Annotated in this window: 20 protein-coding genes; 9 read left to right on the forward strand and 11 right to left on the reverse strand. The window is 47.7% G+C overall.

The window, feature by feature from the left end; all coding sequences use genetic code 11:
• Window positions 1-52: 52 nt before the first annotated feature.
• The 3 genes from ACFQ45_RS04250 to ACFQ45_RS04260 form a co-directional block, all read right to left on the reverse strand.
• Window positions 53-1,804 (reverse strand): alpha-amylase family glycosyl hydrolase, encoded by a 1,752-nt coding sequence (locus ACFQ45_RS04250; RefSeq protein WP_377365657.1) that lies wholly within the window; start codon window positions 1,802-1,804, stop codon window positions 53-55.
• 78 nt (window positions 1,805-1,882) lie between these two features.
• Entirely contained in the window at window positions 1,883-3,112 is a 1,230-nt protein-coding gene (locus tag ACFQ45_RS04255; protein WP_377365659.1) for a glycosyltransferase family protein, read from the reverse strand.
• Window positions 3,113-3,172: 60 nt separating this feature from the next.
• On the reverse strand, window positions 3,173-4,015 hold the full coding sequence (locus tag ACFQ45_RS04260) for an HAD-IIB family hydrolase (RefSeq protein WP_377365661.1): 843 nt from the start codon (window positions 4,013-4,015) through the stop codon (window positions 3,173-3,175).
• A 667-nt stretch (window positions 4,016-4,682) separates the two neighbouring features.
• Between ACFQ45_RS04260 and ACFQ45_RS04265 the strand changes: the two genes are divergently transcribed.
• The 7 genes from ACFQ45_RS04265 (at window position 4,683) to ACFQ45_RS04295 (ending at window position 12,445) form a co-directional block, all read left to right on the forward strand.
• A complete protein-coding gene (locus ACFQ45_RS04265; protein ID WP_377365663.1) occupies window positions 4,683-5,912 on the forward strand; it encodes a pyridoxal-phosphate-dependent aminotransferase family protein in 1,230 nt (409 codons plus the stop codon).
• Between the two features lie 264 nt (window positions 5,913-6,176).
• A complete protein-coding gene (locus tag ACFQ45_RS04270; RefSeq protein ID WP_377365665.1) occupies window positions 6,177-7,169 on the forward strand; it encodes a Bug family tripartite tricarboxylate transporter substrate binding protein in 993 nt (330 codons plus the stop codon).
• A gap of 65 nt (window positions 7,170-7,234) precedes the next feature.
• Window positions 7,235-7,675 carry a tripartite tricarboxylate transporter TctB family protein gene (locus tag ACFQ45_RS04275; protein ID WP_377365667.1) on the forward strand — a complete coding sequence of 147 codons (441 nt, stop codon included), beginning with the start codon at window positions 7,235-7,237 and terminating at the stop codon, window positions 7,673-7,675.
• A gap of 3 nt (window positions 7,676-7,678) precedes the next feature.
• Complete coding sequence (locus ACFQ45_RS04280; protein ID WP_377365669.1) at window positions 7,679-9,193, forward strand: tripartite tricarboxylate transporter permease; 1,515 nt, start codon at window positions 7,679-7,681, stop codon at window positions 9,191-9,193.
• A 93-nt stretch (window positions 9,194-9,286) separates the two neighbouring features.
• A complete protein-coding gene (locus ACFQ45_RS04285; RefSeq protein WP_377365671.1) occupies window positions 9,287-9,964 on the forward strand; it encodes a response regulator transcription factor in 678 nt (225 codons plus the stop codon).
• Window positions 9,933-11,387 carry a sensor histidine kinase gene (locus ACFQ45_RS04290; protein WP_377365673.1) on the forward strand — a complete coding sequence of 485 codons (1,455 nt, stop codon included), beginning with the start codon at window positions 9,933-9,935 and terminating at the stop codon, window positions 11,385-11,387. The genes ACFQ45_RS04285 and ACFQ45_RS04290 overlap by 32 nt, the downstream gene beginning before the upstream one ends.
• Window positions 11,384-12,445, forward strand: a complete 1,062-nt coding sequence (locus ACFQ45_RS04295; RefSeq protein WP_377365675.1) for an ABC transporter substrate-binding protein — start codon at window positions 11,384-11,386, stop codon at window positions 12,443-12,445. The genes ACFQ45_RS04290 and ACFQ45_RS04295 overlap by 4 nt, the downstream gene beginning before the upstream one ends.
• Here the strand turns inward: ACFQ45_RS04295 and ACFQ45_RS04300 are convergent.
• From ACFQ45_RS04300 to ACFQ45_RS04325, 6 genes are all read right to left on the reverse strand, one after another.
• Window positions 12,442-13,185, reverse strand: coding sequence for an AraC family transcriptional regulator (locus ACFQ45_RS04300; protein WP_377365677.1), 744 nt, complete (start codon window positions 13,183-13,185; stop codon window positions 12,442-12,444). The genes ACFQ45_RS04295 and ACFQ45_RS04300 overlap by 4 nt on opposite strands.
• 150 nt (window positions 13,186-13,335) lie before the next feature.
• Window positions 13,336-14,661 (reverse strand): TRAP transporter large permease, encoded by a 1,326-nt coding sequence (locus ACFQ45_RS04305; RefSeq protein ID WP_377365679.1) that lies wholly within the window; start codon window positions 14,659-14,661, stop codon window positions 13,336-13,338.
• A 2-nt stretch (window positions 14,662-14,663) separates the two neighbouring features.
• Window positions 14,664-15,161: a TRAP transporter small permease subunit gene (locus ACFQ45_RS04310; protein WP_377365681.1), complete on the reverse strand. Its 498-nt coding sequence runs from the start codon at window positions 15,159-15,161 to the stop codon at window positions 14,664-14,666.
• 80 nt (window positions 15,162-15,241) lie between these two features.
• Window positions 15,242-16,294: a TRAP transporter substrate-binding protein DctP gene (dctP, locus tag ACFQ45_RS04315; RefSeq protein WP_377365683.1), complete on the reverse strand. Its 1,053-nt coding sequence runs from the start codon at window positions 16,292-16,294 to the stop codon at window positions 15,242-15,244.
• Between the two features lie 74 nt (window positions 16,295-16,368).
• Window positions 16,369-17,196 (reverse strand): pyrroline-5-carboxylate reductase, encoded by an 828-nt coding sequence (gene proC, locus ACFQ45_RS04320; protein WP_377365685.1) that lies wholly within the window; start codon window positions 17,194-17,196, stop codon window positions 16,369-16,371.
• Window positions 17,197-17,383: 187 nt separating this feature from the next.
• A complete protein-coding gene (locus ACFQ45_RS04325) occupies window positions 17,384-18,850 on the reverse strand; it encodes a RimK family protein (protein ID WP_377365687.1) in 1,467 nt (488 codons plus the stop codon).
• A gap of 178 nt (window positions 18,851-19,028) precedes the next feature.
• Here ACFQ45_RS04325 and ACFQ45_RS04330 point away from each other — a divergent pair, with 178 nt between their 5' ends.
• Complete coding sequence (locus ACFQ45_RS04330; protein WP_377365689.1) at window positions 19,029-20,126, forward strand: peptidase C39 family protein; 1,098 nt, start codon at window positions 19,029-19,031, stop codon at window positions 20,124-20,126.
• 1 nt (window position 20,127) lies between these two features.
• On the opposite strand, the gene ACFQ45_RS04335 is transcribed toward ACFQ45_RS04330, so the two are convergent.
• Window positions 20,128-20,973 carry a universal stress protein gene (locus ACFQ45_RS04335; RefSeq protein WP_377365691.1) on the reverse strand — a complete coding sequence of 282 codons (846 nt, stop codon included), beginning with the start codon at window positions 20,971-20,973 and terminating at the stop codon, window positions 20,128-20,130.
• A gap of 10 nt (window positions 20,974-20,983) precedes the next feature.
• Complete coding sequence (locus tag ACFQ45_RS04340; RefSeq protein ID WP_452600443.1) at window positions 20,984-22,474, reverse strand: SulP family inorganic anion transporter; 1,491 nt, start codon at window positions 22,472-22,474, stop codon at window positions 20,984-20,986.
• Between the two features lie 219 nt (window positions 22,475-22,693).
• Here ACFQ45_RS04340 and ACFQ45_RS04345 point away from each other — a divergent pair.
• On the forward strand, window positions 22,694-24,943 hold a 2,250-nt coding region (locus tag ACFQ45_RS04345), incomplete at its 3' end, for a retention module-containing protein (protein ID WP_377365695.1).

Below are 24,943 nucleotides of genomic sequence, written 5' to 3' on the forward strand. Positions count from 1 at the left end.
GGCGCCTTAAGGCGCCATTTTTGTCTCTATCAGGTGTATTTATTCGTTAGGTCTATTTGACCTTACCCTTCTTATTCGCAAGCCATAGGAACTGATAAGGGCGCAGGGTGATGTGCGCCAATCGGTCTTCGTATTTCTGGTTGGTGATGAGATCCCACCAGTCGTCCGTAGCAATTAAGTTTAATTCCGCTAGGTTGAAGGTCTGAGGCTCGTCGCTAATGTTATAAATGGCAAACAAACTTTGGCGGCGATCAAGGCTTTGGCGCCAGAACGCAAACAGCTTATCCCCTGTGTGCAGCACATATTGAGTGGCATTCGGATGAAATGCTGGCTGACAGCGACGGATCTTGATTAAGTCACGTATGGAGTTAAAGACTTTTTGGTGATGGGTAGGGGTGTTCAACTTGTGCTCAAGGTCGTCCATATTCCAAATATGGCGGTTGATAGAGCGGAATTGACCTGTATTACCCACGCGCTCATGGTCGTTTTCTGTGCCAAACAGAGAGTGTACATAGAAGGCAGGTAGCCCTTCTAATGCTAATTGAATTCCCGCTGCACACATAAAACGGGCAAATTGCCATTGGTCGGGCCCTTTGCTCACGGAGCCGCTCAAGGCATCCCACAAACTGATGTTGATTTCATAGGGCTTGGCTTCACCCGTAGGGGTCGTGCGGGAGCTGATCTTGCCACCAAATCGTTTCATGGTGTTGATCAAGTTGTCTAGCTCCCACTCACTGAGTAGGCCTTCCGTTGGGCGCAGACCCACACCATCGTGGGAGGCCACGAAGTTCAAATAGGTGGTTCCTTGTTGAGCTGGCGGCATACGCATCAGCCAGTTTTTAAGGTGATCACAGCTACCAGACACTAGGGTATTGATCAGCAGTGGTGGCAGTGAAAAGTTATAAATCAGATGGGCTTCGTTGGCGTTACCAAAATAGGTGAGGTTTTCACGGTTAGGGATGTTGGTTTCCGTGATGATCACCGCATCAGGGGCATAGTGCTCAATCATCAAGCGTAGCAAACGAATCATCTCATGGGTGTTTGGCAAGTTGATGCAAGGTGTGCCTGGGGTTTTCCATAGGAACGCCACCGCGTCCAAGCGGAACCAACGAATGCCTTTTTCTAGGTAAAGGCGGATGATGCGTAAAAACTCCAGTAACACGGTTGGATTTTCAAAGTTCAAATCCACTTGGTCGTGACTGAAGGTACACCATACGTGCTTAACGCCGTTTTTAGTCTGTACTTCCCGTAGCAGTGGTGAGGTGCGTGGGCGTACTACGTTGCTCACATCCGTATTGGGGTCTGCCTCGTAGAAATAGCTGGCACCGGGTTCGACCCCCGCTTTGAAATTTTCAAACCACATACTGCGGCTAGAGCAATGGTTGATAACCAAGTCACCCATGACTTTAAAGTCTTCTGAGAGAGCGGAGACGTCACGCCACTTACCTGATGAGGGATTCACAGAGGTGTAATCCATCACGCTGAAACCATCGTCTGAGCTGTAAGGGAAAAACGGCAGTAGGTGGACGGCCGAAATGCATTGGGCAAGCTCTGTTTTCACAAAGGAATGCAGTGTGTTGAGTGGCGCCTCGCCTTCCTTTCGCAGGGTATCCGCATAAGTGATGAGCATGACGTCTGACTGATCCCAAATGTTGCGGTGAGGCGTTGGGGATTCGGTCTTCGGGTCAAGGCCAAAGGTCGTTAAACAGGTGCGTGTAAAATCCCCTGCATCCAAATGAGGGTACAGAACTTGAATGTGTCCTATGAGTCGTTGCTCAAGGTGTGAAAGAGGCGCTGATTCCATTTTTACCTACCTACAATGTCGGGTGGTTAATCTTTTTACTATGCACGGGCTCCCATAGAGTCGCAAGTCTGAGAGGGCCTAGGATTTCGGCCCGTACTCAGCCATATCTTGTTCAACTGCACTTTCAAGCTGCTTCATAACGCCTGGGAAGGCGCTCACGACACGGTTCCAGCTTGGGATGAATGGTGCTTCCATTGGGTTCTCAAGATAATTGTTGCCGGCTTTCATAATATTGCTGGCAAATAACTCCACTGCACGTTCTTCAGAATGGACGTCTAATTTTAGACCGTTGATCTCAGCATCGTTTCGGTAGGTCTCAATAAAGTCCAGCGCTACTCGGTAATAAGTGGCCTTGATAGTACGGAACGTTTCTTGGTTAAAGACGATTCCGTTGGTTGCTAGCTTACGGAAGATGGCTTTAGTGATGTCGATGGACATTTTAGACAAACCACCAGCATCGTTGTCTGCTGACAGGTCCTGATGCTTGTGATCGTACACATCGGCAATATCTACCTGACATAGGCGGTTAGTGGAGTAGTTACGGTACATCTCACTCAATACGCCTACTTCTAACCCCCAATCACTTGGAATGCGAAGATCGGTCATTACATCTCGGCGGAAAGAGAACTCACCTGCAAGGGAATAACGGTAGCTGTCTAGGTAGTCTAGGTAATCCAAGTGCCCCAAAACTTTTTTCAGTGAGTAGAGTAATGGTGTCACGAGTAGGCGGCTAACACGACCATTCATCTTGCCGTTGGCGGTACGGGCGTAAAAGCCTTTACAGAATTCATAGTTAAAATTCGGGTTCGCGACGGGATAAATGAGGCGTGCTAATAGGCTACGGTCATAGGTGACGATGTCGCAGTCATGCATGGCAACGGATTCGGCTTCCGAAGCGGACAAGGTGTAGCCCATACAAAACCAGACATTGCGGCCTTTGCCAGGATCGGATGGAGACAGAGCTTCGCCTTTTAGAACTTCATCAATGGCGCGCAAGCGAGGGCCATCATTCCAAAGGACTTTGTGCTTTTGTGGTAACTGGGAGAAAAACTCCAGTGCATGGCGGTACTGTTCTTCGGTGGCGCGATCCAACCCGATAATGATTTCATCTAGGTAGGGAACTTCTTTAAGATGCTTAATGATGTTTGGCATGGCATCGGTTTCTAGTTCCGAGTACAAGCATGGCAAGATCAACGCGAGAGGGCGCTTTTTGGCGAATTCGCAGAGCTCATTCTCCATGTCTTCCAGTGGACGGTTGGCTAGATTGTGTAGTGTCGTAATGATGCCGTTTTGATAGAAATCACCCATTTTAATCTCCTAAAGCATGTGTATGCGTTATGACCAAATGTGACTTGGCCAGCATTATTGTTATACGTAACCTTCCGTAGCAAGTGCCTTATTTATGGCCTCACTCCAGCCCGTTGGGCCATAGGATTCGGTAATCCAAACATCTGATCGGTTTGGGATTTCTGGTGGAATATGTACTGGTGAGCGCACTACTACTGGGATGTTGGCTTGGCCAATCATGCCTACGTCATTTTCACCGTCACCCAAAGCGATAGTTTTGGTTTGTTCTTGGTATTTGTCTTGGTACTGCTGATTAAGCCATTCCATAGCGACCGCTTTGTCACAGGCTTCTCCCATAAGGTGAACGAAGCGACCGCCTTTTTGAACTTTCACACCGTGCTTTGCCATCTCTGTTTTTAATGACTCAAGAGCATTTTGAGAGTCATTCCATATTAGTGGTTCGGTGAACTCTCTCTGTAGTGATAGGGAGGCGCTGGCTAGATCTAAGCCTGTGTATTCCGCAAGTTGTTCTGGGGTTAATTCGCTGTAGCAAGTGAAGTCATAGGTGTCTTTGAAACTGAGAGCCAGCTCAATAAGATTTACTCGACTGGGGCCGAAAGCTTTTACCCAATAATCCCCATGACTTTGCAGTTCATCTGTGGCTTGAAGTGAGCAAGTCTTTGGCAGATAGACCGCGGCGCCATTTTCGGTAATGAATGGATCACGATGACGTAAGTCTTGGCGCAGAGAAAGTAGTTCTGAGTAGGTTTTGCTGGTGTTGATCACACAAGGGATGCCCAGTGTTTTTAGTGTGGTCAGTGCAGTGCTTGCAGCCTGGAAACTGTAATCAAAGTGATCAAGTAGTGTGCCATCTAAATCCGTAAATACGATCAGTTTGGATGTCATGTAATCAGATGAAGTCAATTAACCCTCTGAACTTCACCCTTTCCTCCTAAAGTTGATTTAAGGGGCATGGAAATGTATGTAAATCCATTTGCCCAGTCATTTTTGAAACGACTCTATTACTAGGTTAAAGCAATTAGCTTGCCAGCGTGTTTTATATGGTCGCCATTGAATGAAAGTGTAAGGGGCTTCCAACACAGTTTTGTGACAGCTGAGCACAGAGGAACACTCATACTCCAAGGATTTATGAGGAATCAAAGGGAGTCTAAGATTCTGTTTTACTTCATTAAATGGAGTGGAGCAGGAGAGTAATAAAAACCCATGGCGCACTGTTTTGGTGCTCTATTTTGTGGCGCACAATATTGTTGCGGTGGTTTTGCTCTTTTTGTGGGCTTGTTGTGGGAGTGTTTAGGTTGAAGTCGGTGGTGGCCTCAGAAAGTTAAAAATACTACTAATGAAACAGCGAGTAAGTGGCATATATGGGGGATGATAAGCATTCTGGTTTATTCGACTCTTTTCAAAATCTAGACTCTTAAAATGAGTTTTTTTGCAGTACTATTTCAGACGATTATTTTGAAAAACCAAATATCACCGAGTTTTGTACTGAAATAACGAATTTTTCGATATTAGATTTTTCTGCTAATCGAGATGGATTTTTCATTTTCGCAGATTTAAAGGCAGGCTAACTATGGACTCTTCCACGGGTATTCCCCGTCCTCAACTTCAATCCCTTTACGATATTCTTCCTCAAGAACCTCTGCTTATGATGGGCGCCGGTCCGGTACCTATCCCTGAGCGTGTCGCCAAAGCCAATTCAGTGGTTATCAATCATTTAGGCCCAACCATGGCCAAGGTGATTGATCAAGTGAAGCAGATGGCGCGTTATGTGTTTCAAACGGAATCCAAGTGGGTATTAGGTGTTGCGGGGCCAGCTTCGGCGGCCATGGAGATGTCGGCTGTGAACTTGCTTCAGCCGGGTGAAAAGATTCTTTGTCTGAATAATGGCTTTTTTAGCCATCGCATGGCGGAAATGGCGACCCGTGTTGGCGCAGATGTTCATGAATTGCATATTCCTGTTCATGAAGCCGCTGACCCTGAGCGGGTTAGAAAGGCCATTGAGCAAGTGCGTCCTAAAGTGATCAGCATGGTGCAGGGAGAAACCTCTAACACGGTTTGTAACCACACTTTAAAAGAAATTGCCGGGATTGCTAAATCCTATGGTTGCTTAGTGGTAGTCGATGCGGTGTGTACCTTGAGCACCATGCCCCTAAAAATGGATGAATGGAACGTTGACTGCGTCATTACGGGTGGGCAAAAAGGTTTGTCTTCTATCCCAGGGGTGTCTTTGGTGGCGTTTTCTAATGATGCTTGGCAAGCCATTGAAAGCCGCACTAAGCCTGTGACCCATTGGTGTTTTGATGCCAAATTAGCCGAAAACTTTTGGCACCGAGATGGCTATCATTATACAGCCCCTGTGTCTGGCATTATGGCTTTGCATGAAGCCTTAAAACTGGTCTGTGAAGAAACGCTTGAGCAGCGTTTCGCTCGCCATGAGCGTTGTTCTAGTGCCTTGCAGGCGGGTATTGAAGGAATGGGCTTGGATTTATTTATCCAAGGAAAAGCCCGTTTGAATTCAGTAGTGGGTATCAACATCCCAGAGGGCCTGTCAGCAAAACAGATATGTGATCATATTTCCGATGTCTATCGAGTCGAGATCGCGGGATCTTTCGGTCAGCCTATTGTGCGCATCGGGCAAATGGGAGAGCAGTGTCGAGAACACAACCTGTTCCGCACCTTACATGCATTAGGTAGTACCATGCGTGATCTTGGGGTTAAAGTCGATCAGCCTAATGGTATGGCTGAGATGGAAGCTTACTTACAGAGCACGCCTCGGTTAATTTCTCGCAGCGTCGCCTAACTCAAGCTTCACATGGCTGAATAAAAATGCCCATGATGATTTCATCATGGGCATTTTTTGTTTTTGTACTAGGCTCTATATCACTTTGCCTAAAGATACTTGGCGCAGGGTCTTGTTGCATGTTTTTTGTTGCTTTGTGTAAAAAATATGTTCGATGACAGGATCGTGACAGGTTAGCGGAGTATGTTGTGCGCATAGGGTGTTCGTATTGACGGATGTTCTTAATTATCTAAATACAAAAACAATAAAAGCAGGAGATAAATCATGCTTAAAACCATGTCAGTTAAGTCTGTTCTTGTTGCGGGTACAGCCGCTCTAACTATCGCAGGACAAGCGTATGCCTACGAGCCAGCTCGCAGTGCTGAATGTATCGCTCCAGCAAACCCAGGTGGTGGTTGGGACTTTACGTGTCGTAGCGTTGGCAAGGTACTTACAGATTTAGATTACATCAAAGGTAACGTTCAAACTGTCAACATGGCAGGTGCAGGTGGCGGTGTTGCATTCGCCCACACTGTTAGTAAACGTGACAAAGATGAATCCCTAATTGTTGCTGCGTCTACTGCAACAACCACGCGCCTTGCTCAAGGCCAATTCCCAGGTATGAATGCAGACCAAGTGAAATGGGTCGGTACACTGGGTGCTGATTACGGCGTTATCGCTGTCGGCAAAGATTCTAAATACACTTCTCTTAAGCAAATGATGGACGCTTTGAAAGGCAATCCAGGTGCGGTGAAATTCGCAGGTGGTAGTGCATCAGGCGGCTGGGATCACTTGAAAGTTTTGATCACAGCAAAAGAAGCAAATGTTGAAAACCTTCCAAAAATTCGTTACCTAGCGTTCAGCGGTGGTTCTGAAGCATTGGTACAAGTAGTTGGCGGTCACGTTGATGCGTTTACTGGTGACATCTCTGAAGTAAAAGGCTTCATGGATTCTGGTGACCTACGTGTACTTGCTGTGCTTTCTGAAGAGCGTCTACCTGCACCATTCGATCAGATCCCAACAGCGATGGAGCAAGGTATCAGTTCTGTTGCGCCAAACTGGCGTGGCTTCTACGTGCCGGGTAATGCAAGCCAAGATTCTTACGACTGGTGGGTTGACACTGTTGAAGAGCTTAGCGGTACTCAAGAGTGGAAAGATGTGATGACTAAAAACGGTCTAATGCCTTTCCAGAAGTCTGGTGAAGAATTCACTCAATTCGTGAAGAACCAAACCCTAGACATTCAAATTCTATCTAAAGACATCGGTCTAATTCGCTAATTAGTCTGATTTTGAGGGGAACCCGCTTCCCCTCCGTTTTCCCTTAGTTATTTCGGAGCATAAACATGCGTATTAATGATCGTGTGTTCGGGGTTCTATTGCTTATTTTAGCCGTAGCTTACGGTTATGGAGCATCTCAATTCCCCGTACCATTCGGTGGCCAAGAAGCTGTCGGCCCAGAAACGTTCCCAATTTTGCTTTCCATTATTTTGGGTATTGGTGCTGTGTACATGGTGATCAAACCTGATGAAGATGTGAAATGGCCTGCTGTGTCAATGTTGATCGAGCTTGGCGTGGTGTGTGTGGTATTGGCTTTGTTTGCCTTCGCCCTTGAGCATCTAGGTTTCGTATTGTCTGCAACACCTGCTGTAGCATTCTTATGTTGGAGAATGGGGGCAACGCCAGTGAAGAGCCTATTAACGGGTGTCATCACATCGGTTGTGATCTACGTATTGTTTACTCGCTTGCTTGAGCTAGCGCTTCCTTCTGGTATTTTGGGGCTGTAAGTTATGGGTACTATCGAACTACTTATGCAAGGCTTCGCGGTTGCTCTTTCTCCAGAAAGCCTTTTATTTGCACTCATCGGTGCGATCTTGGGTACGCTTATTGGTGCCTTGCCGGGACTTGGCCCTGCAAACGGTGTAGCGATCCTGATTCCTCTGGCGTTTAGCTTGGGTCTATCGCCAACGTCTTCTTTGATTTTATTGACCTCTGTGTACGCGGGGGCCATGTATGGTGGTCGTATTTCGTCCATCCTATTGAACATTCCAGGCGATGAGCCAGCCATGATGACCTGTTTGGATGGTTATCCGATGGCGCTCAAGGGCAAGGCTGCAGAAGCCTTGGCAACGTCTGCAATCGCTTCTTTTATTGGTAGCTTCATCGCCACCATTGGTTTGGTGATCTTGGCACCTATCTTGGCGAAATTCGCTTTGAAATTTGGTCCTGCTGAGTACTTTGCATTGTTCGCTTTGGCGTTTGCGACACTTGGCGGTATCACAGGTAAAAACCAATTCAAGACTTTAATCGCTGCTGCTTTGGGTCTAATGATCGCTACTGTGGGTATCGATATCTCATCTGGCGTTCAGCGTTACACGTTTAACAACCTTCACTTATTCGAAGGTGTGGACTTCCTGATTGCAATCGTTGGTTTGTTTGCCATCTCAGAGCTGTTCTTCTTCCTTGAGCAACATGCGGGTGACGGCCTTAAACAAGTGGCACTAAACAAATTGAAGCTAACGGCTAAAGACATTCTGTTTATTATGCCTGCTTCGCTTCGTGGTGCTTTATTAGGCTTCGTGTCTGGTGTATTGCCAGGTGCGGGTGCATCTCTGGGAAGCTTCATTAGTTACACCTTGGAGAAAAAAGCGTCAGACAAAGAGGGCACCTTTGGTAAAGGTGATCCACGTGGTGTGGCTGCACCGGAAGCCGGTAACAATGGTGCAGCATCAGGTGCCCTAGTACCTATGTTGACTCTAGGTGTTCCTGGTAGTGGTACAACGGCCGTGTTGTTGGCCATGTTGATCTCTTTAAACGTTAACCCTGGTCCTATGTTGTTCCAGCAAAGCCCTGATCTAGTATGGGGTGTTATCGCTGCGCTATTCGTAGGTAACTTGGTGCTATTACTGCTTAACATCCCAATGGTAGGGATCTTTGTTAAGTTGCTAAGCATTCCACCTAAGTACTTGATGCCGATTGTGACCTTGATTGCATCGGTTGGTATCTTCTCGATCACGGGCAGTGCGATCGACCTGTACTTTATGGTGGGCTTCGGCATCATGGGTTATGTGATGCGTAAGATTGAGATCCCACTTGTACCAATCATTTTGGGTATGTTGTTAGGGCCTGAAATGGAGAAAAACCTACGTCACGCCTTAGTATTGTCTGATGGTGACTGGACAGTGCTTTGGAGCAGTGGTCTAAGCATCGCTCTTTGGGCTGTTGCTCTAGCTGGCTTGATCCTTCCTGTGATCGTGGGTCCGGTATTACGTGCAAAAATGAAGCGTAAAAACACTGAAGCCTAATCTGATTTAGAGCGAAAAAGCGTTTATGATTAACAAGTCCGGGTGGGGATCTCACTCGGACTTGTTCCGTTTTTAGGCCGATGAGAAGTTGGAATGCGAATACTAGTAGTAGAAGATACCGAAGTGTTGGGCCAAGCCATATGCGAGCGCTTATCGAGCCTTGGCCACGGAGCAGATTTGATTATGGACGGCAAGCAAGCCAATGAGCTGCTGCGTTATCAGTCTGTTGACCTGATCATCTTAGATTTGAATCTTCCTAATATGTCGGGCTTACAAATTCTGCAGGCGCTGCGTCAACGGGAGGACGCCACTCCTGTGTTGGTGTTGACCGCTCGGGACCAAGTGGATGATCGTATTCGTTTACTTGATGCAGGCGCCGATGACTACCTGACCAAACCCTTTGATTTTGGTGAGCTAGAGGCACGATGCCGTGCTCTATTGCGCCGCAAACAGGGGTATGCCTCCAATGTCACTGAGCATGGCAATATTACGGTTGACCGCGACAGTCGTCAGGTGTTAGTGAATCAAGTCGTGACAGCGGTGACCAACCGCGAATTTCGTTTGCTGGAAATCTTTCTGGGGCATCTCGGTCGAGTATTGAGCAAGGACGAGATCACGGAGCATTTATTCAACTTTGATGAAACGCCTGGCCCCAATGCCATTGAGCTATACGTGGGACGTTTACGAAAAAAAATGGCAGGCAGCGACCTGACCATTAGCACCCTTAGAGGCATTGGGTATGTGGCGGAAGTTACCCCAGCACAACGCTAGTGAATCCTTAGCTGAGTATCGACGTTCTCCTTCCCTGCGAGGGCGCTTCGTTGCTGTTGGTATTGTCACCATTACCTTTATTGCTGTATTGGCGATGAAGTTGGTGTTTGATTACAGTCAGCGTTTGGCGGACATCTCCTATGATCGGTTGTTGCGCAGTGCATTATTGCAGATGGATGAAAACCTAGGTCAAGAGGCTGGTGAAATCACCATTGATATCCCTTGGTCTGCGTTTGCTACCTTGGCTCAGGCCAGTGACGACCGTGTATTCTATAAGGTTGAAAGCTCCTCTCAAGGTTTTGTGACTGGCTATTTTGATCTGGATGCCACACCCAGTTTACCGGTAGAGCAGGGCGTGATTCAGTTTTTTGATCGGCAGTATTCCGGCGAAACCCTAAGGTTTGCTTGGTTAGAACGTTATCTAACTGAGCCGGATGCCAGTGGTACCGTGCGTATTGTTCTGGCTCATACCCGTTTATCCCGTGAAGAAATGGCTGGTTCAGTGACCCAGCGTGCCGTGGAACTAATTTTGTTGGTTTCATTGGTGTCTATTGTTTTGCTATTGATCGGTAGTCATCTGATCCTGCGCCCTTTGCACCGAATTGAGCAGGTGTTAGAGGAGCGGACTCCAGGAGATTTAACGCCCCTGACGCTGAAAACCCCAAGAGAAACCTATCATCTAAAAGTCGTAATTAATGACTTTATGAAGCGCTTGCAGACTAACTTGGAAGAGCTTGAAAACTATACCGGCAACGCCGCCCACCAGCTACGTACACCCATTGCCAGCTTAAAAGCTTTGGCAGAAAACGCTCGAGACATTGGTAAGCCAGAAGAGCAGCGCCAAGCCTTGGAAAAAATCATTGCCCAGTGTGAAGCCTTGAGCGATACGGTGAGCTTTCTGTTGAATCAAGCGGTTATTAGCCATCGTTTGCAATCCAAAGCCATGGGGTTGATCGATTTGATCCAACCGATTCAAGAGTCTTGTCGGGCTCAAGCCCTTACGGCTTACCGTAAAGGGGTGATTTTATCCTTTGATGTGGAAGTGGAAGAGGCCATCGTAGTGGGGGACACCATTGCCATTGAGCAAATGATGCAGAACCTAATCGAAAACGCCGTACGTTACAGCATGCTGGATACCTCTGAGCAGAGCAAAGAAGTGACAGTTCGCGTGACCCCGCTTCCTCAAGTGTACCGGGTAGAGGTTATCGATCATGGGGTTGGTATCAGTGATGCAGACAAGCAGCGAGTGTTCGAGCGTTTCTACCGAGGGCGCTATGACATCGCTGGATCAGGAGTGGGCTTGTCCCTCGTAAAAGACATAGCTAAACACCACAATGCGGACGTGGTTTTGCTTGATACGGATCCCCATGGTACGACTGTGGTGGTTGATTTTCCTGCATACCAATTTTCTGGAGACCAATGATGAGACGATGTATTGCTTTGATTGGCCTTTTGTTCGCAAGTTTGAGCTATGGTGCTTTGCCTGTTTGGTTTGGTAGCCCGAATGCCCAGCGAGTGTTGTACATCAATTCCACTCTAGATATGTCCTCCTTTCGGCCGATCTTGGAGCGTTTTGTTGAGCGAAATCCCGATGTGCGCATCGGTTATGTGGACATAAATACCCTAGAGCTTTACTACTCCACGGTGGCGGATTCGGCTAAGCCTACTGCAAGCTTGATATTGAGCAGTGCCATGGATTTACAGTTAAAGCTGGTTAACGATGGCTTTACCCGTTCCTATCAGTCGGAGGAAGTGGGACGCCTGCCCAATCGGGCGAAATGGCGAGATGAAGTATTTGCCTTTTCTTACGAGCCCGTAGTGATGATGGTAAACAAAAATGCCTTTATGGGGGTGGACATCCCTCAGGATCGACAAGGTTTGCTGAGCTACATTCGTCAAAATGATGAGCAAGTCTCTGGACGCATGGGAACCTACGATATTCGCACCAGTGGTGTTGGCTACTTGTTGGCGAGCCAAGACGCCCGTCAAGCGGATGCCACATGGGGGCGTATGTTAGAAGCTTTTGGTAGCCACGGAGTGCGCACCTATTGTTGCTCGAGCAGCATAATTGATGATGTGGCCTCAGGTGAATTGGTTGTTGGGTACAACCTGCTAGGTTCCTATGCGGCTCAGCGTGCTGCTGAAGATCCTAATCTGGAAATGATCATTCCTAAAGATTACACCTTGATGCTGATGCGTACCGCTGTGATTCCTAAAAACGCCGTCAACGTTCAAGATGCGGGGCGTTTCTTAGACTTTTTATTGTCTGACGAAGGCCAGGCTCTGATGACTTCCGAGGAGCTTTTATACCCTATTCGCCCATCGCAAAATGCCTCTCAGTTTGCTTTGCCGCTTGGGCCAACGCGCACCATTCGGACGGTCGATCTAGACCAGCAGCTCTTGGTCGGGCGAGATTTAGTCAAGCAGCGACGCTTTATTCGAAGCTGGGAATTAGCCCTAGAGCTGAGCAGCGGTGATTAGCAGCTGACGGTGCGAAGTTGCCGCGGGGCGTAGCCAAAGTGTTTTGTAAAGGCGTGGGTTAGGGCGCTTTGAGAGCTAAATCCCACATTCTGGGCAATCAAAGAGAGAGGCTTGCGCGTCGAAACAATTAACTCGTGGGCCACGGTGAGGCGCTTTTTCAAAATGAACTGGTAAGGGGATAACCCCGTTTGCTTGGTAAACAGTTCATTAAAATGACCTCGACTCATGTGGTTCATATCTGCGAGCTGGGCCACCGAAATCTTGGCGGCGAGATGATGCTCAACAAATCGTTCAATGAGTTCAATATTCAAACGCTTGAAAAAAGTCGTATTAGGCGCGCTGCCATAAATTCGGCAGTAGAGAGAAGCCAATAGCCCCATGGAAATATTCAGATGTGCTTCGGGGAAATGCTCAAAGTTGTCTTGTTCGTTTTTGATGCAACGCACTAGATCGATTAGATTCTGATCTGATTTGAAGTAACAGGGCTTGTCGAACAAGGTGTCTACGCGGGTGTGAAAGTTCAAGATGGGCAAATCAATAATGACCTGGCGGCTGTCGCCGTAGCCCTTGTAGCAATGTTTGTCTGTGGTCGGAATAATGCATCCCTTATGCATGTTCATGGTGTCGCGGCAACCATTTATGTCAAATAGCGCTTCATCATGGGTATGAAAAATAATTTGATGAAAATCGTGGCTATGTGAATGGCAATGGTTAGGTAAGTGGACATCTCTGATCTGCATAAAGGTACTCTTATAGTTATTTTGGGGTATTTTTCCCCGAGCGTCTAAAGCATGCAAGAAATTTGCAAATAATGAATAGTGCCCTCTTTTGAGGGCACATTATCAATAATGATACTTATTTACTTGTGTTGGGTTTTGTGTACAAAGCGCCTACCAATTGGCTGTTGAGAGCTTTTTGGGCAGCCAAGTTGCCAGCTCAGGTATCGCCAAAATCGCCACCAACACGACTATCTGTATACCAATGAATGGAATTACCCCGGCATACATGTGTTTCAAGGTGATGGATGCAGGCGATATGGCCCTTAGATAGAAAATGGAAGGTGCCAAAGGAGGCGTTAGGTAACTGGTCTGCAAAATGACTAAGAAGGCAACACAGAACCAAATATCATCAAAGCCAAGCAAGCGCACGATTGGCATCGCCACTGGAATAATGATCAAGACCACGGACATCATGTCCAGCAGGAAGCCAGCGATAAAGGCGATCCCTAGAATCATTGCCAACACAGAATAACGGCTTAAATCTGAGTCCAGCAATAACGACTGAACCGTCCCCATGCCGCCTGTGGCGAAGAAGATCCCAGCAAACATATTGCCTGCCATCACAATCATTAAGATCATGGCAGAGATGTTTACGGTTCTGAGTACCGACTCCCACAATACAGAGAGAGAGCAGCTGCGATAAAGAATCGACAGCAGTACCGCGCCTACAGCACCGCAAGCGGACGCCTCGGTGGGGGTCGCCAGCCCTAGTAGAATGGTACCCAATACGGTGAAAATCAGTGCGGCCGCAGGCAGTAAAGCGGTGACAGTGACTTTTAATTTTTCGCTTAAAGTGATCTGAGGGCCAGTGTCTGTACCCGATGGCGCCATAGCCGGTTTGAAATAAGCTATTAAAATCACATAGAGAATGAACAGCCCCGCCATCAATAAGCCCGGGATAAGTAAGCCATTAAATAATTGACCAACTGATACCCCTGCTACAGGCCCTAGTACAATCACTGTGATTGAAGGTGGGATGGCGGTCCCCAGTGAACCACTAGAGCAGATAACGCCTGATAATAGACGCTTGTCGTACTGATGCTTAAGCATGATTGGAATGGCAAGCAAGCCGATGACTGCTTCCGTGGCGCCTACCACTCCGCTGGCTGCGGCAAAGATGGTCCCGAGTAGAATGGTCCCAACTCCAATGCCTCCGGGAAGGCGTTTAGTCCAAAGATGAATGGCATGAAAGAGTCTTTCGGCAATACCGGATTTTTCGAGCATGGCCCCCATAAAGATGAATAAGGGCACCGCTGCCAGCACAGAATTAGAGGCTGTTTCTTCGATCTTGGACAGCAGCTGATACGCCACCACGTCCTCAAATACTAGATAACCAAATACCGCAGCACTTAGCATCATGGCAAATGAGATTTGCAGGCCTAAGAAGATAAAACCGATCAAGGCCGGAAACATCAGTAAAGATAAATATTCGCTCACGGTTAAGGCTCCTGACCGGTTATTTCAACAAGACTTTTGAGTAGTTCTGACACCAATTGCAGTGCCAACAAAAGGAAGCCAATAAACCAGGAGCTGTATACTGGCCACATCACAGGGTTCCAAGCGGAGCGGCCGGAGCGTTCGCCTCGATGTAGGGCTTCTAAAGCATAGTGAGCCAACTCCCAGGTGAGCCAAAACATCAAGGGGATTAGTGGCAAATAAAACAAGATGCGAAGGCAAGCAGCCGCTCTAGGGGATAAGTGCATGGTGACTAAGTCCACGCTGACGTGTTGCTTGAGACGTAACGCATTGGCCATGCCGAGCATAAAGAGTGCTCCCATAACCATATAACTGATTTCATAGGCCCAAAGAGTAGGGGTGTTTAAGACATAGCGGCTGAATACTTCGTATACCAGCGCAAAAATAAGCGGCAATATCAATAGGGCAGCCATGGCACCAAAAAGGCGAGTGACCCCATCGATCAGTCGAATGAGTTTCATAGTGTGTTTCGATATCAGCTTAGTGGGAGCCAGCAACATTGGAGTGTTGCTGGCTGAGTGTTAGCGTAGGAGAGAACGAATTAGCTCTCTGTTTCGCCGATTTTTAGACGGTAGTTAGGCCAGCTTTGGATTTTGTCTTTGAAGGCGCGCTGGGACTCAAGAACTTTAGCGAACCAATCAATTTCTTCTGCATAGCTGTCTTCCCATGCTTTGGTTTCTTTAAGAACAGCACTGATAAAGCTTGGGTCAAGCTCGATCAGCTCATTGTTACCAGATTTAAGTTCTTCGTAGGCATCCAGATCGGCGTAAGATGCTGCCAACCAAGAATCAAACACAGACAGTTTTGCCGCTTGACGTAACAAATTCTGTTGCTGGTCAGATAGGCCTTCCCAAGCGCGACGATTCACTTGGCATTCCAAAACACCACCGGATTGGTGGATGCCAGGGAAAATCACGTATTTCGCAACTTCTTGGAAGCCTGTTGGTTTGTTCATTTCTGGGCTGCCCCATTCGGCGGCATCAATCACGCCACGCTCAAGAGCACTGTAAATTTCGCTCCCTGCCATGACCACTGTTGAAGCGCCTAAGCGCGAAGCGATTTCTGCCCAAGCGCCCGATGTACGAAGACGTAATCCTTTAAAGTCTTCTAAAGTGCGTACCGGTTTATTGGAGTGTAGGAAGATTTCTGTGCCCAAAATGGAACAAGGGAAAGCGACCACGTTAAATTTTTCTCGGCGGTACTGCTCGTAAAGCTCCACGCCACCCCCTTGATACATCCATAACATGAATTCTTCTGGGGTAAGGCCGCTTGAGTGGCCTGCCAGTAAGGCGGTAGTAGGGTCCATGCCGTAGTCGTAGTTGATGTAGTTATGGCTGATTTGTGCGACACCGGATTGCACTGAGTCGGTCACTTTCAAAGCGCTGCCTAGTGTGCCACCGGGGAACACTTTGATATTGAAATCGCCATTGCTTAAGTTGTTCACATGATCAACAAAAGATTGGGCATCCCTTTCTAACCAAGGACCACCGGACCAAGGTGTCGCCATACGCCAGTTGTTTTCCGCGAGGGTTTGAGTGGAAAGGGTGGCGGCAATGATACCTGATGCAAGACAGAGTACTTTTTGTATTTTCATTATGGTTCCTTTGTTTTAGATGCTTAGGTATGTCCTTATGACAGTCTTTGTTCCTCCTTGAATTCAGTGCGGAGTTAGCCTCCGAATTCTTTTTGCATGGCTTCAGCGCGTGCTTTGCAGGCATTCATTGCGGCTTCAATGGCTTCGCTGAATTCGTTGCTTTGTAGTGACAAAATGGCTTGTTCGGTGGAGCCTTGGGGCGACATGACGTTTTGCATTAAGCGGGTCAGTGATTCTGTGCTGTCTATGGCCATTTTGGCGGCACCGAGAGCCGTTTGTTGGGCAAGCTTGCGGGCGCTATCGGCTGAGAGACCTTGTTGTATGGCCGCTTGTTGCATCGCGTTTAGCATTAAAAAGAAGTAGGCTGGTGCACTGCCTGAGACGGCTGTAACAGCATTTAAAAGCGGCTCTTCTGTGACCCATTCGGCGATGCCAACGGCTCCCATGAGTTGCTCTGCGGCATCTTTTTGTTGATCGGATACAAAACGGTTGGCGAACAGGCCAGAGGCTCCAACCCCAATTAAGGCTGGTGTATTGGGCATGCAGCGGACGATGGGAGCTTCCACTCCAAGCCATTTGCTGATGGCGTTACATTCGATGCCGGCCGCAATGGAAATGATCAGTGGTGGTGCTTTGCGGTTTTTCACCACGGGCGCGATCTCTTCACAGACCATTTTCAAAATCTGTGGTTTGACCGCTAAAACCAAGACATCTGCTTTAGTGGTGGCCAATAGGTTGTCCGTGGTGGTGTGAATGCCATAGGTGTTTTGTTGGGTTTGTAAAACGTCCAGCTCTGGTGACGTGGCAGTGATCTGTGATGCGGGATAGCCAGAGCGAATAAGTCCGCCGTAAATGGCGCGAGACATATTGCCTGCTCCAATAAACGCGATGTGTTGAGACATGAATGATCCTCGAAAGTTGTAAATCAGTTGCGGTATTTGTAAACCGCTAAACCACTTTTAAGGATTCTATGGAAGTCGTTATTAAATAACGTTCAAAAAACACAGCAGTTCGTGTTCAAAAGATGGACGTATCGGAGAAAAGCTCACCAGAGCTGCTTTTGTGGCAACTCTGGTGAAGGTGAGAGGATTAGTTCATGGTCTTTTGCTGCATGCGGCGCAGGAACTCAGACATGATCTGCATGTAGAGTTCATCTCCAAGGTATTTGTCTTCCACACCACGGTCTATGCTGGGGTTGTCATTTACTTCGATGACGTAACCACGGCCTTTTACTTCTTTGATATCGACTCCATATAAACCGTTGCCAATCGGTTTGGTGGCAGCGATGGCCGCTTGCAGTACTCGTCTTGGCACTTCGAAAGTAGGTAGGGTGTCAAAGCCGCCACTCTCGCTTTTGGATTCACCGTGTTGGTAGATCTGCCAGTGGTTTTTCACCATGTAGTAGCGGCACGCAAAGATAGGCTTGTTGTTCAAAATGCCGATACGCCAGTCGAATTCGGTGTACAGGTATTCTTGCACCAGCAGCAAGCTCGATTTTTTAAACAGCTCGTCCAAGCACTTGGTTAGTTCAGCGCGGTCTTGGGCTTTCAGCACGCCTTTAGAAAAAGCACCATCTGGGATTTTCACGACCATGGGATAGCTGATGTGCTGCTCTAAGGTGTCCTCTATGCCTGTTTCGCCCCGGTGGATAATGCGCGTCTTAGGGCTGGGGACTTTATGGGTGTTAAAGAGGTCCGCCAAGTACACCTTGTTAGTACAGCGCATAATAGACGTTGGATCGTCCATTACGACCAGGCCATAGGCTTCGGCCTTTTTGGCAAACTGGTAGGTGTGGTGGTCGATGTTGGTGGTCTCGCGGATGAACAAACCATCGTATTCCGGTAGGCGAACGATATCCTTTGGACCAATGATGTCTACTTGGATGCCCAGTTGTTTGCCCGCTTGCACAAATTTTTTCAGGGCCTGCTTGTCGCTAGGTGGCAGCTCTTCCTCTGGGTTGACTAGCATGGCTAGGTCGAACTTGATGCTGCGACTCTTACGAGTTCGGTTCCAGACTTTTGAGCTGAAGCCATCGAGGGCTTCGGCAAACAAGGTTTCTTCCGCGTCATCTAGGGCTTTATGGGAGGTTGCCTTGAGTGACTTCACTTGCCATTGTTTCTTGTAACTTAGGGTGAATTCAATAACGGGCGCTGGGAACTTCTCAAACAGCTTGCGTGCGAAGTCTTTAAGCTCTGGGTTAAGTGTGTTGCCGAATACCGCATGACCTTTGATGGTTGTGGCTTCATTGGGCGTGCCGAGTTTTTCTGCTAGGGACGGCAGCCATTGTGACAACTCAATGTCATACAGGGCTTTTTTATTTAGGTCATTTAGGGTGCGTACGGAGGGCATAACGTTGTGGCCACGGCTTTCTGCAAGCAATGAGCAATAGTAGCCATCAGACAAATAACGGCTGCTTTTGCACAAGTTAATGATACGTGTGCGGTCATTCGCCTTAGTGGTGAGTGATAGATACTGGGGAAAGGTGATGACATGGTCACTTGGTAAGAATGCAGACCAGTCTTTGAGTTGATCGACCACAATGTAGGTTTGTGCCATGCAGAAAAGTCCTTCTAATAGGCTTGTTAAGATAGGCGCATAGTGCGCTATTTTTTATCTTTGTAATAGTAGTAAATTAATTAAATTTGCGTACCAATATGACTATATTTTTGATTAGTTTTGGTCTTAAAATCCGCACCATTATTACCGTCTTTATTTAGGCTTTGAGGGCCTTTATATGTCACAAGAAATTCTCGTCCGTGTTGCCCAGTTATCCGATTTAGATACGTTAGAGGCTTTAGAAAAAGAGGCGTTCCAAGGGGACCGGATGAGCCGCCGTAGTTTACGTCATGGTATCAAGTCTGAGGCGTCTGTTTTGCTTGTGGCCTCCGTGGATGATCAGGTGTTTGGTTATGCTCTGGTGCACCTTTTTAAAGGGCGTGCCCATGCTCGTTTGTATTCTTTGGCTGTGTCAGCAGCCGCGCGAGGGAAGGGGATAGGGCAACTGTTATTGGTTCAAGCGGAGAGACATGCTGCTAAACATGGCTGTATTTCCCTACGTCTTGAAGTCAGTGAGCGTAATCTTGGGGCGATCGCTTTGTATAAAAAAGTGGGCTACCGCCCATTTGGGGCTTATCTCAATTACTATGAAGACACCAGTAATGCCGTGCGAATGCATAAGCGCATTCGAGCCTTTGATGACAAAAGCAAGTTGTTGAAAGTGCCTTATGTGGGACAACGAACGCCTTATACCTGTGGGCCTGCTTCCCTATTGATGGTGTGTGCCGCCCATAATGATGAGGCGGATACTAGCTTAGAGCATGAATTAGACATTTGGCGTGAAGCGACCACGATTTACATGACCAGTGGTCATGGGGGGTGTCACCCTACTGGGCTAGGGCTGGCGGCTAAACGTCGTGGATTTAATGCTGAAGTCTGGCTCAATGATGATCAGCCGCTATTTTTGGATGGGGTGCGAGACGAATTGAAGAAGACAGTACTCTTAGCGTGTCATACTAAGTTTGTTCGTGAAAGCGAGGCGGAAGGGGTGCCTGTTCACTACCAGTCGTTGTCTAGTGCTGACTTAGTCACTGCGGTGGATCAGGGCAAGTGGGTCATTGTGTTGATCAGTACTTATCGAATGGATGGTAAAAAGTCCCCCCATTGGGTGGTGGTGACGGGCTATGACGAGCAACATATCTATGTCCATGATCCAGATTTTGAAGAGGATGTGGCGCTGGTGGAGTGTCAATATGTGCCGGTGGTGAAATCCGACTTTGAAAAAATGAGTCGCTATGGCCGCTCACAATTGCGAGCGGCCATCGTGATCTCGTGAGTTAACGCAAGATGATGACGGGAGCTTGGCAGTCCGTTAGCATTTTGGTGGTGTTACTACCCACAAAGAATTGACGCACCTTGGAGTGAGCGTAGGCGCCCATGGCGACCAGTCCGATGTTGTGCTGTTGCTGGTAATTTAATAGGGCTTGCTGAATGCTAGTGCCTTCGATTAGGTGTGATTCCACCTTAAAGCCCAGCTCCTGCAGCTTTTTACGTGCTTTTTCGAGCGCCTCTTCTTGATCTGCGACATCCCGCTTGACCATTATCAGATGACAAGGAATGTCTTTGAGTAATGGGCTGTTGGCAATGCGCTCGAGTGCTGCAATGGCGGTCTCTCGTCCATCGTAAGCGACCATGAAGCTCTCTGGAGTGCTGAATTTTCCTGAAACCACCATGATGGGTTGGGAGAGGGAACGCGCCGCGTTTTCAAGATTAGAGCCGATCACTGGGCTGGCACTATGGTCAGTACCTTGCTTGCCTACAACGTATAGGCGGGTGTCGTTTTGAAGGTCTTCCAAAGTTTCCACAAAGTGGCCGTGACGTTGTAGTGCTGTCACCTCAAGATTGCGATCTTGCACATGGGAGCTGGCTTGATCTAACAAAACCTTGCCGTGTTCTAGGGCGAGTTTGGCACGTTTTTCATCTAGCTCGGTCAGCTCTGATAAGAGATGCTCGCGGCTACTGAAACCAATGGTGCCTGATAAATCTTGCTCATTGGTACTTTGTTTCTCAAGGGCATGGAGCAGCACCAGCGGTGCTGCAAGTTTTGATGCCGCCCAAGCAGAGGCGTCAATAACAGGTTGGGTTAACGCTGAACCATCAATGCATGCAACAATGTTTTTCATCGTGAACTCCTTAGTGGCCGCTTAATAGTTTTTCGGCTTCTTCTGGTTTGTTGTGAACGCCAAACTTGTCTACTACAGTGGCAGTGGCTTCATTCATGCCGACCACCTCTACCGTCGCGCCTTCACGGCGGAACTTGATCACAACTTTGTCCAATGCGGATACGGCCGTGATGTCCCAGAAATGAGCGCTGGATAGATCGATGGTGACGTGCTGTACCGCTTCTTTAAAGTCAAACGCGTTGTTGAACTTCTCAGCAGAAGCAAAGAATACCTGACCAACCACTTTATAAACCGTGCCTTGGTCAGCGTTTTCGCTTTTAACCACCATAAAGCGGCCAATTTTATTAGCGAAGAATAAAGACGCCAGCAAGACACCGACAAATACGCCCAATGCTAGGTTGTGGGTTGCCACAACGATCGCCACTGTAGCCAACATAACAATATTGGTGGACATCGGGTGATGTTTCAAATTGATGATGGATTCCCAAGAGAAGGTGCCGATTGACACCATGATCATAACGGCTACCAAGGCGGCCATAGGGATCTGACTAATTAGGTCGTCAAGGAATACCACCATGATCAAGAGTAGTACACCTGCAATGAAGGTGGACAAGCGACAGCGGCCGCCAGATTTTACGTTGATAACTGATTGACCAATCATGGCACAGCCTGCCATGCCACCTAGTAAGCTGGAACCTATGTTTGCAACCCCTTGACCTTTACACTCACGGTTACGGTCACTGGTTGTGTCGGTCAGCTCATCGACAATGGTTGCCGTCATCATGGATTCGAGAAGTCCCACCACTGCAAGGCCGAGTGAGTAGGGCAAGATGATCAATAGGGTTTCCAGATTTAGCGGTACATCTGGTAGTAAGAAGATAGGCAAAGAGTCTGGTAGCTCACCCATATCACCAACGGTACGGATGTCTAGGCCAACAGCCATAGCAAAGCCAGTCAGCACGACGATACAAACAAGTGGGCTAGGAAGAGCTTTACCAATCACAGGTAAGTATGGGAACAAATAAATAATGCCTAGCCCTGCTGCCGTCATGGCGTACACATGCCATGTTACATTGGTCAATTCAGGAAGCTGTGCCATGAAGATCAAAATGGCTAAAGCGTTCACAAAGCCAGTCACCACCGACCGTGAGACAAAGCGCATTAAACTGCCGAGCTTTAGGTAGCCTGCTGCGATTTGGAAAACACCACAGAGAAAGCTGGCGGCGAGCAAGTACTGTAAACCGTGCTCTTTTACCAAAGTCACCATTAAGAGAGCCATGGCACCTGTGGCGGCAGAAATCATACCTGGACGACCGCCCAAGAATGAAATAATCACTGCTATACAGAAGGATGCGTACAATCCCACTTTTGGGTCAACACCTGCAATGATGGAAAAGGCAATGGCTTCTGGAATCAAAGCTAACGCCACCACGGTACCGGACAATACGTCACCGCGTATGTTCGAGAACCACTCTCTTTTTAATGTATCTGTCATGGACACCCTTTATATCATCTTGAGATTGTGCAGCGGAACGAACGAGACACATTGCATGCCTGGCGCTGCTAAATGAAGCGTCGCATTATAATGAGTCATAATTGTGAACGCAATTTGAGCGGCAAATTCTCGATAAATTGGCCGACTGTACCTTGGTACAATAGAAATGCTTGATAAGAAGGTCTATGTTCAGTCATAGCTGAAAATTCTATCAAGGTAATCATCATGAGCGACAATCAAGTTTCCTTTGCAACTCTCGGTAATGCAGTTGGCTTCGTAGTACAAATCAGTGGATCGGTCAGAGTCCAATCCATAGATGGTCAAGAGCGGATTGTTAACGTTGGGGATCCTATATTCTACGGTGAAACCGTTATCGCTATTGGTAATGGCAGTGCCACCATCGAGTTTGTAGATGGTAACCAGATTGTTGTGGCCAACGAGGCCGTCGTCGAAATCACAGATGAAGTTTTCAGCTTTGGTGACGCTCAAGAGCTCGTCGCCGACTCCAGTGTCGATTTTGATGAATTACAACAGGCCATCCTTGAAGGCCAAGACCCTACCTTAATCCAAGACGCTCCGGCCGCAGGTAATGACGGCACTGATGATGGGGATAGCGACCGTGTTGACGTCAGCATCAACCGTTCAGGTCAAGAAGCACTTCCTTCCTACGGCTATGACACCGATAACAGCCGGGACGTTGATACAGGTGGCTCAGCTTACTACGGCCGTGAAACCGCTCCAGATCCATTTGCCTTTGCGACGAGTAGTACTACAAATAACACTTCAGCGTCTTCTAGTGCCTCTACAACACCATTAACGATTAATCTGGATATTGATCCGATTACCACTGACTCAATTGTTAACGCGGCAGAAGCTGCGGACAATGTTACGGTTACGGGTAGTGTAACAGGTGATGCGTTCACTTCAGGTACAGTCCAACTTACAGTTAACGGCACTGTATATACTGGTACTGTGGTAAATGGCGGATTTTCAATCTCTGTAGCGGGCAGTGACCTGGCGAATGACGCAGATGCCATCGTTGATGGTAGCGTTCAAGTATCTAATTCAGCAGGACAGACAGGTCAGGCGAGTTCTAGCCAGTCTTATGCAGTTGATGTCACAGCGACAGCGGGTACAGTGACGGTAGACGATATCACCTCTGATGACGTGATCAACGCGAGCGAAGCGGCAGGCACAGTGACCGTGACCGGTACGGCCACAGGTGGCGATATCGCAGAAGGCGATACGGTTACTCTAGAAATTAACGGTAATATTTACACAACCACAGTGGCCGCAGGTGGCACATGGTCTGTGGACGTTGCGGGCACAGACTTGGCAGCGGATACGGCGTTCGATGTGAGTGTTGAGTCTGATGATGCTTCCGGTAATTCAGTCGTCAGTAATGGAAGCTCTACTCATACGGTTGATACGACTGCGAGTGCAGGTATTGATATCGACACCATTACATCCGATAGCATTCTAAATGCATCTGAAACAACTAACGGAAATATCGTTACAGTCAGTGGATGGGTGTCTGGGGATGCCAAAGCTGGCGATACTGTCCAAATTGTTTTGGATGATGCGGTGATTGCTGAAACAGTTGTGTCAAGTCAAACGGACTCCCTCGGGCGATTAACGTACTCGGTAGGTGTTTTGGGAAGCGTTCTGGCTTCAACTTCATCTGCAAATCCATATATTACTGCAAAGGTTTCTGGAACGGATGTAGCTGGTAATAGTTTTTCCGTGACCAGTACTGAGATTTATAAAGTTGATACCTGGGCTGATATCGAGGTATTTGCTCAAGATGGTAATGGTGATTTAACGGTTAACTACGATGAGCAAGGATCACTCTTAATTGGTGGTTTTACCGAAACTGCTAGCACTGTTACTGCTTTAACTATTTCCGACTCTGCTGGCAATAGCATAAGCATTCCTTTAGCTGATATTTCATACACAGATAGTGACGGGTGGGGGTATTTTGAGGCAAACGTTGATGTTACCGGCTTGTTAGATGGTGTTTTGACAGTAAACGCATCTGTATCTGACGCTGTAGGTAATGTGGCATATGCTGCACCAAGCACTATTCAAAAGGATACTGTCGCAGATCAAGGTACTGTAACAGTAGATAACATTACATCAGATGACATGATTTCTCTCGACGAGAGTCAGCAAGTCCTTCCTGTCACTGGTACCGCGATTGGTGGAGATATTGCAGAAGGCGATACTCTGACTCTAGAAGTTAACGGAACTAAATATACAACTTTAGTTGGTGTTGACGGGCATTGGTCTGTCGATGTTCAAGGATCTGATTTGCTCGCGGATACTGAGATTAGCGTCGTCGTTAACTCAAGCGATTCAGTGGGTAATACAGTGAAAAGTTTCGGGTATTCTACTCATTCTGTTGTGGCGCCAGTGGTGAGCATCGCGGCGGACCAAACCAACGTGACCGAAGGTGGCACAGCAGGCTTCACCGTG

The organism is Rhodanobacter aciditrophus (assembly GCF_042679525.1).
Taxonomy (GTDB): Bacteria; Pseudomonadota; Gammaproteobacteria; order Pseudomonadales; family Marinomonadaceae; genus Marinomonas; species Marinomonas aciditrophus.

Bases quoted from the DNA above. Each gene is read 5' to 3' on its own strand.
- ACFQ45_RS04250 (WP_377365657.1), bottom strand. From the start codon at position 1,804: ATGGAATCAGCGCCTCTTTCACACCTTGAGCAACGACTCATAGGACAC.
- dctP (WP_377365683.1), bottom strand. From the start codon at position 16,294: ATGAAAATACAAAAAGTACTCTGTCTTGCATCAGGTATCATTGCCGCC.
- ACFQ45_RS04270 (WP_377365665.1), top strand. From the start codon at position 6,177: ATGCTTAAAACCATGTCAGTTAAGTCTGTTCTTGTTGCGGGTACAGCC.
- ACFQ45_RS04295 (WP_377365675.1), top strand. From the start codon at position 11,384: ATGATGAGACGATGTATTGCTTTGATTGGCCTTTTGTTCGCAAGTTTG.
- ACFQ45_RS04285 (WP_377365671.1), top strand. From the start codon at position 9,287: ATGCGAATACTAGTAGTAGAAGATACCGAAGTGTTGGGCCAAGCCATA.
- ACFQ45_RS04265 (WP_377365663.1), top strand. From the start codon at position 4,683: ATGGACTCTTCCACGGGTATTCCCCGTCCTCAACTTCAATCCCTTTAC.
- ACFQ45_RS04330 (WP_377365689.1), top strand. From the start codon at position 19,029: ATGTCACAAGAAATTCTCGTCCGTGTTGCCCAGTTATCCGATTTAGAT.
- ACFQ45_RS04255 (WP_377365659.1), bottom strand. From the start codon at position 3,112: ATGGGTGATTTCTATCAAAACGGCATCATTACGACACTACACAATCTA.
- ACFQ45_RS04275 (WP_377365667.1), top strand. From the start codon at position 7,235: ATGCGTATTAATGATCGTGTGTTCGGGGTTCTATTGCTTATTTTAGCC.
- proC (WP_377365685.1), bottom strand. From the start codon at position 17,196: ATGTCTCAACACATCGCGTTTATTGGAGCAGGCAATATGTCTCGCGCC.
- ACFQ45_RS04335 (WP_377365691.1), bottom strand. From the start codon at position 20,973: ATGAAAAACATTGTTGCATGCATTGATGGTTCAGCGTTAACCCAACCT.
- ACFQ45_RS04290 (WP_377365673.1), top strand. From the start codon at position 9,933: ATGTGGCGGAAGTTACCCCAGCACAACGCTAGTGAATCCTTAGCTGAG.
- ACFQ45_RS04280 (WP_377365669.1), top strand. From the start codon at position 7,679: ATGGGTACTATCGAACTACTTATGCAAGGCTTCGCGGTTGCTCTTTCT.
- ACFQ45_RS04325 (WP_377365687.1), bottom strand. From the start codon at position 18,850: ATGGCACAAACCTACATTGTGGTCGATCAACTCAAAGACTGGTCTGCA.
- ACFQ45_RS04310 (WP_377365681.1), bottom strand. From the start codon at position 15,161: ATGAAACTCATTCGACTGATCGATGGGGTCACTCGCCTTTTTGGTGCC.
- ACFQ45_RS04300 (WP_377365677.1), bottom strand. From the start codon at position 13,185: ATGCAGATCAGAGATGTCCACTTACCTAACCATTGCCATTCACATAGC.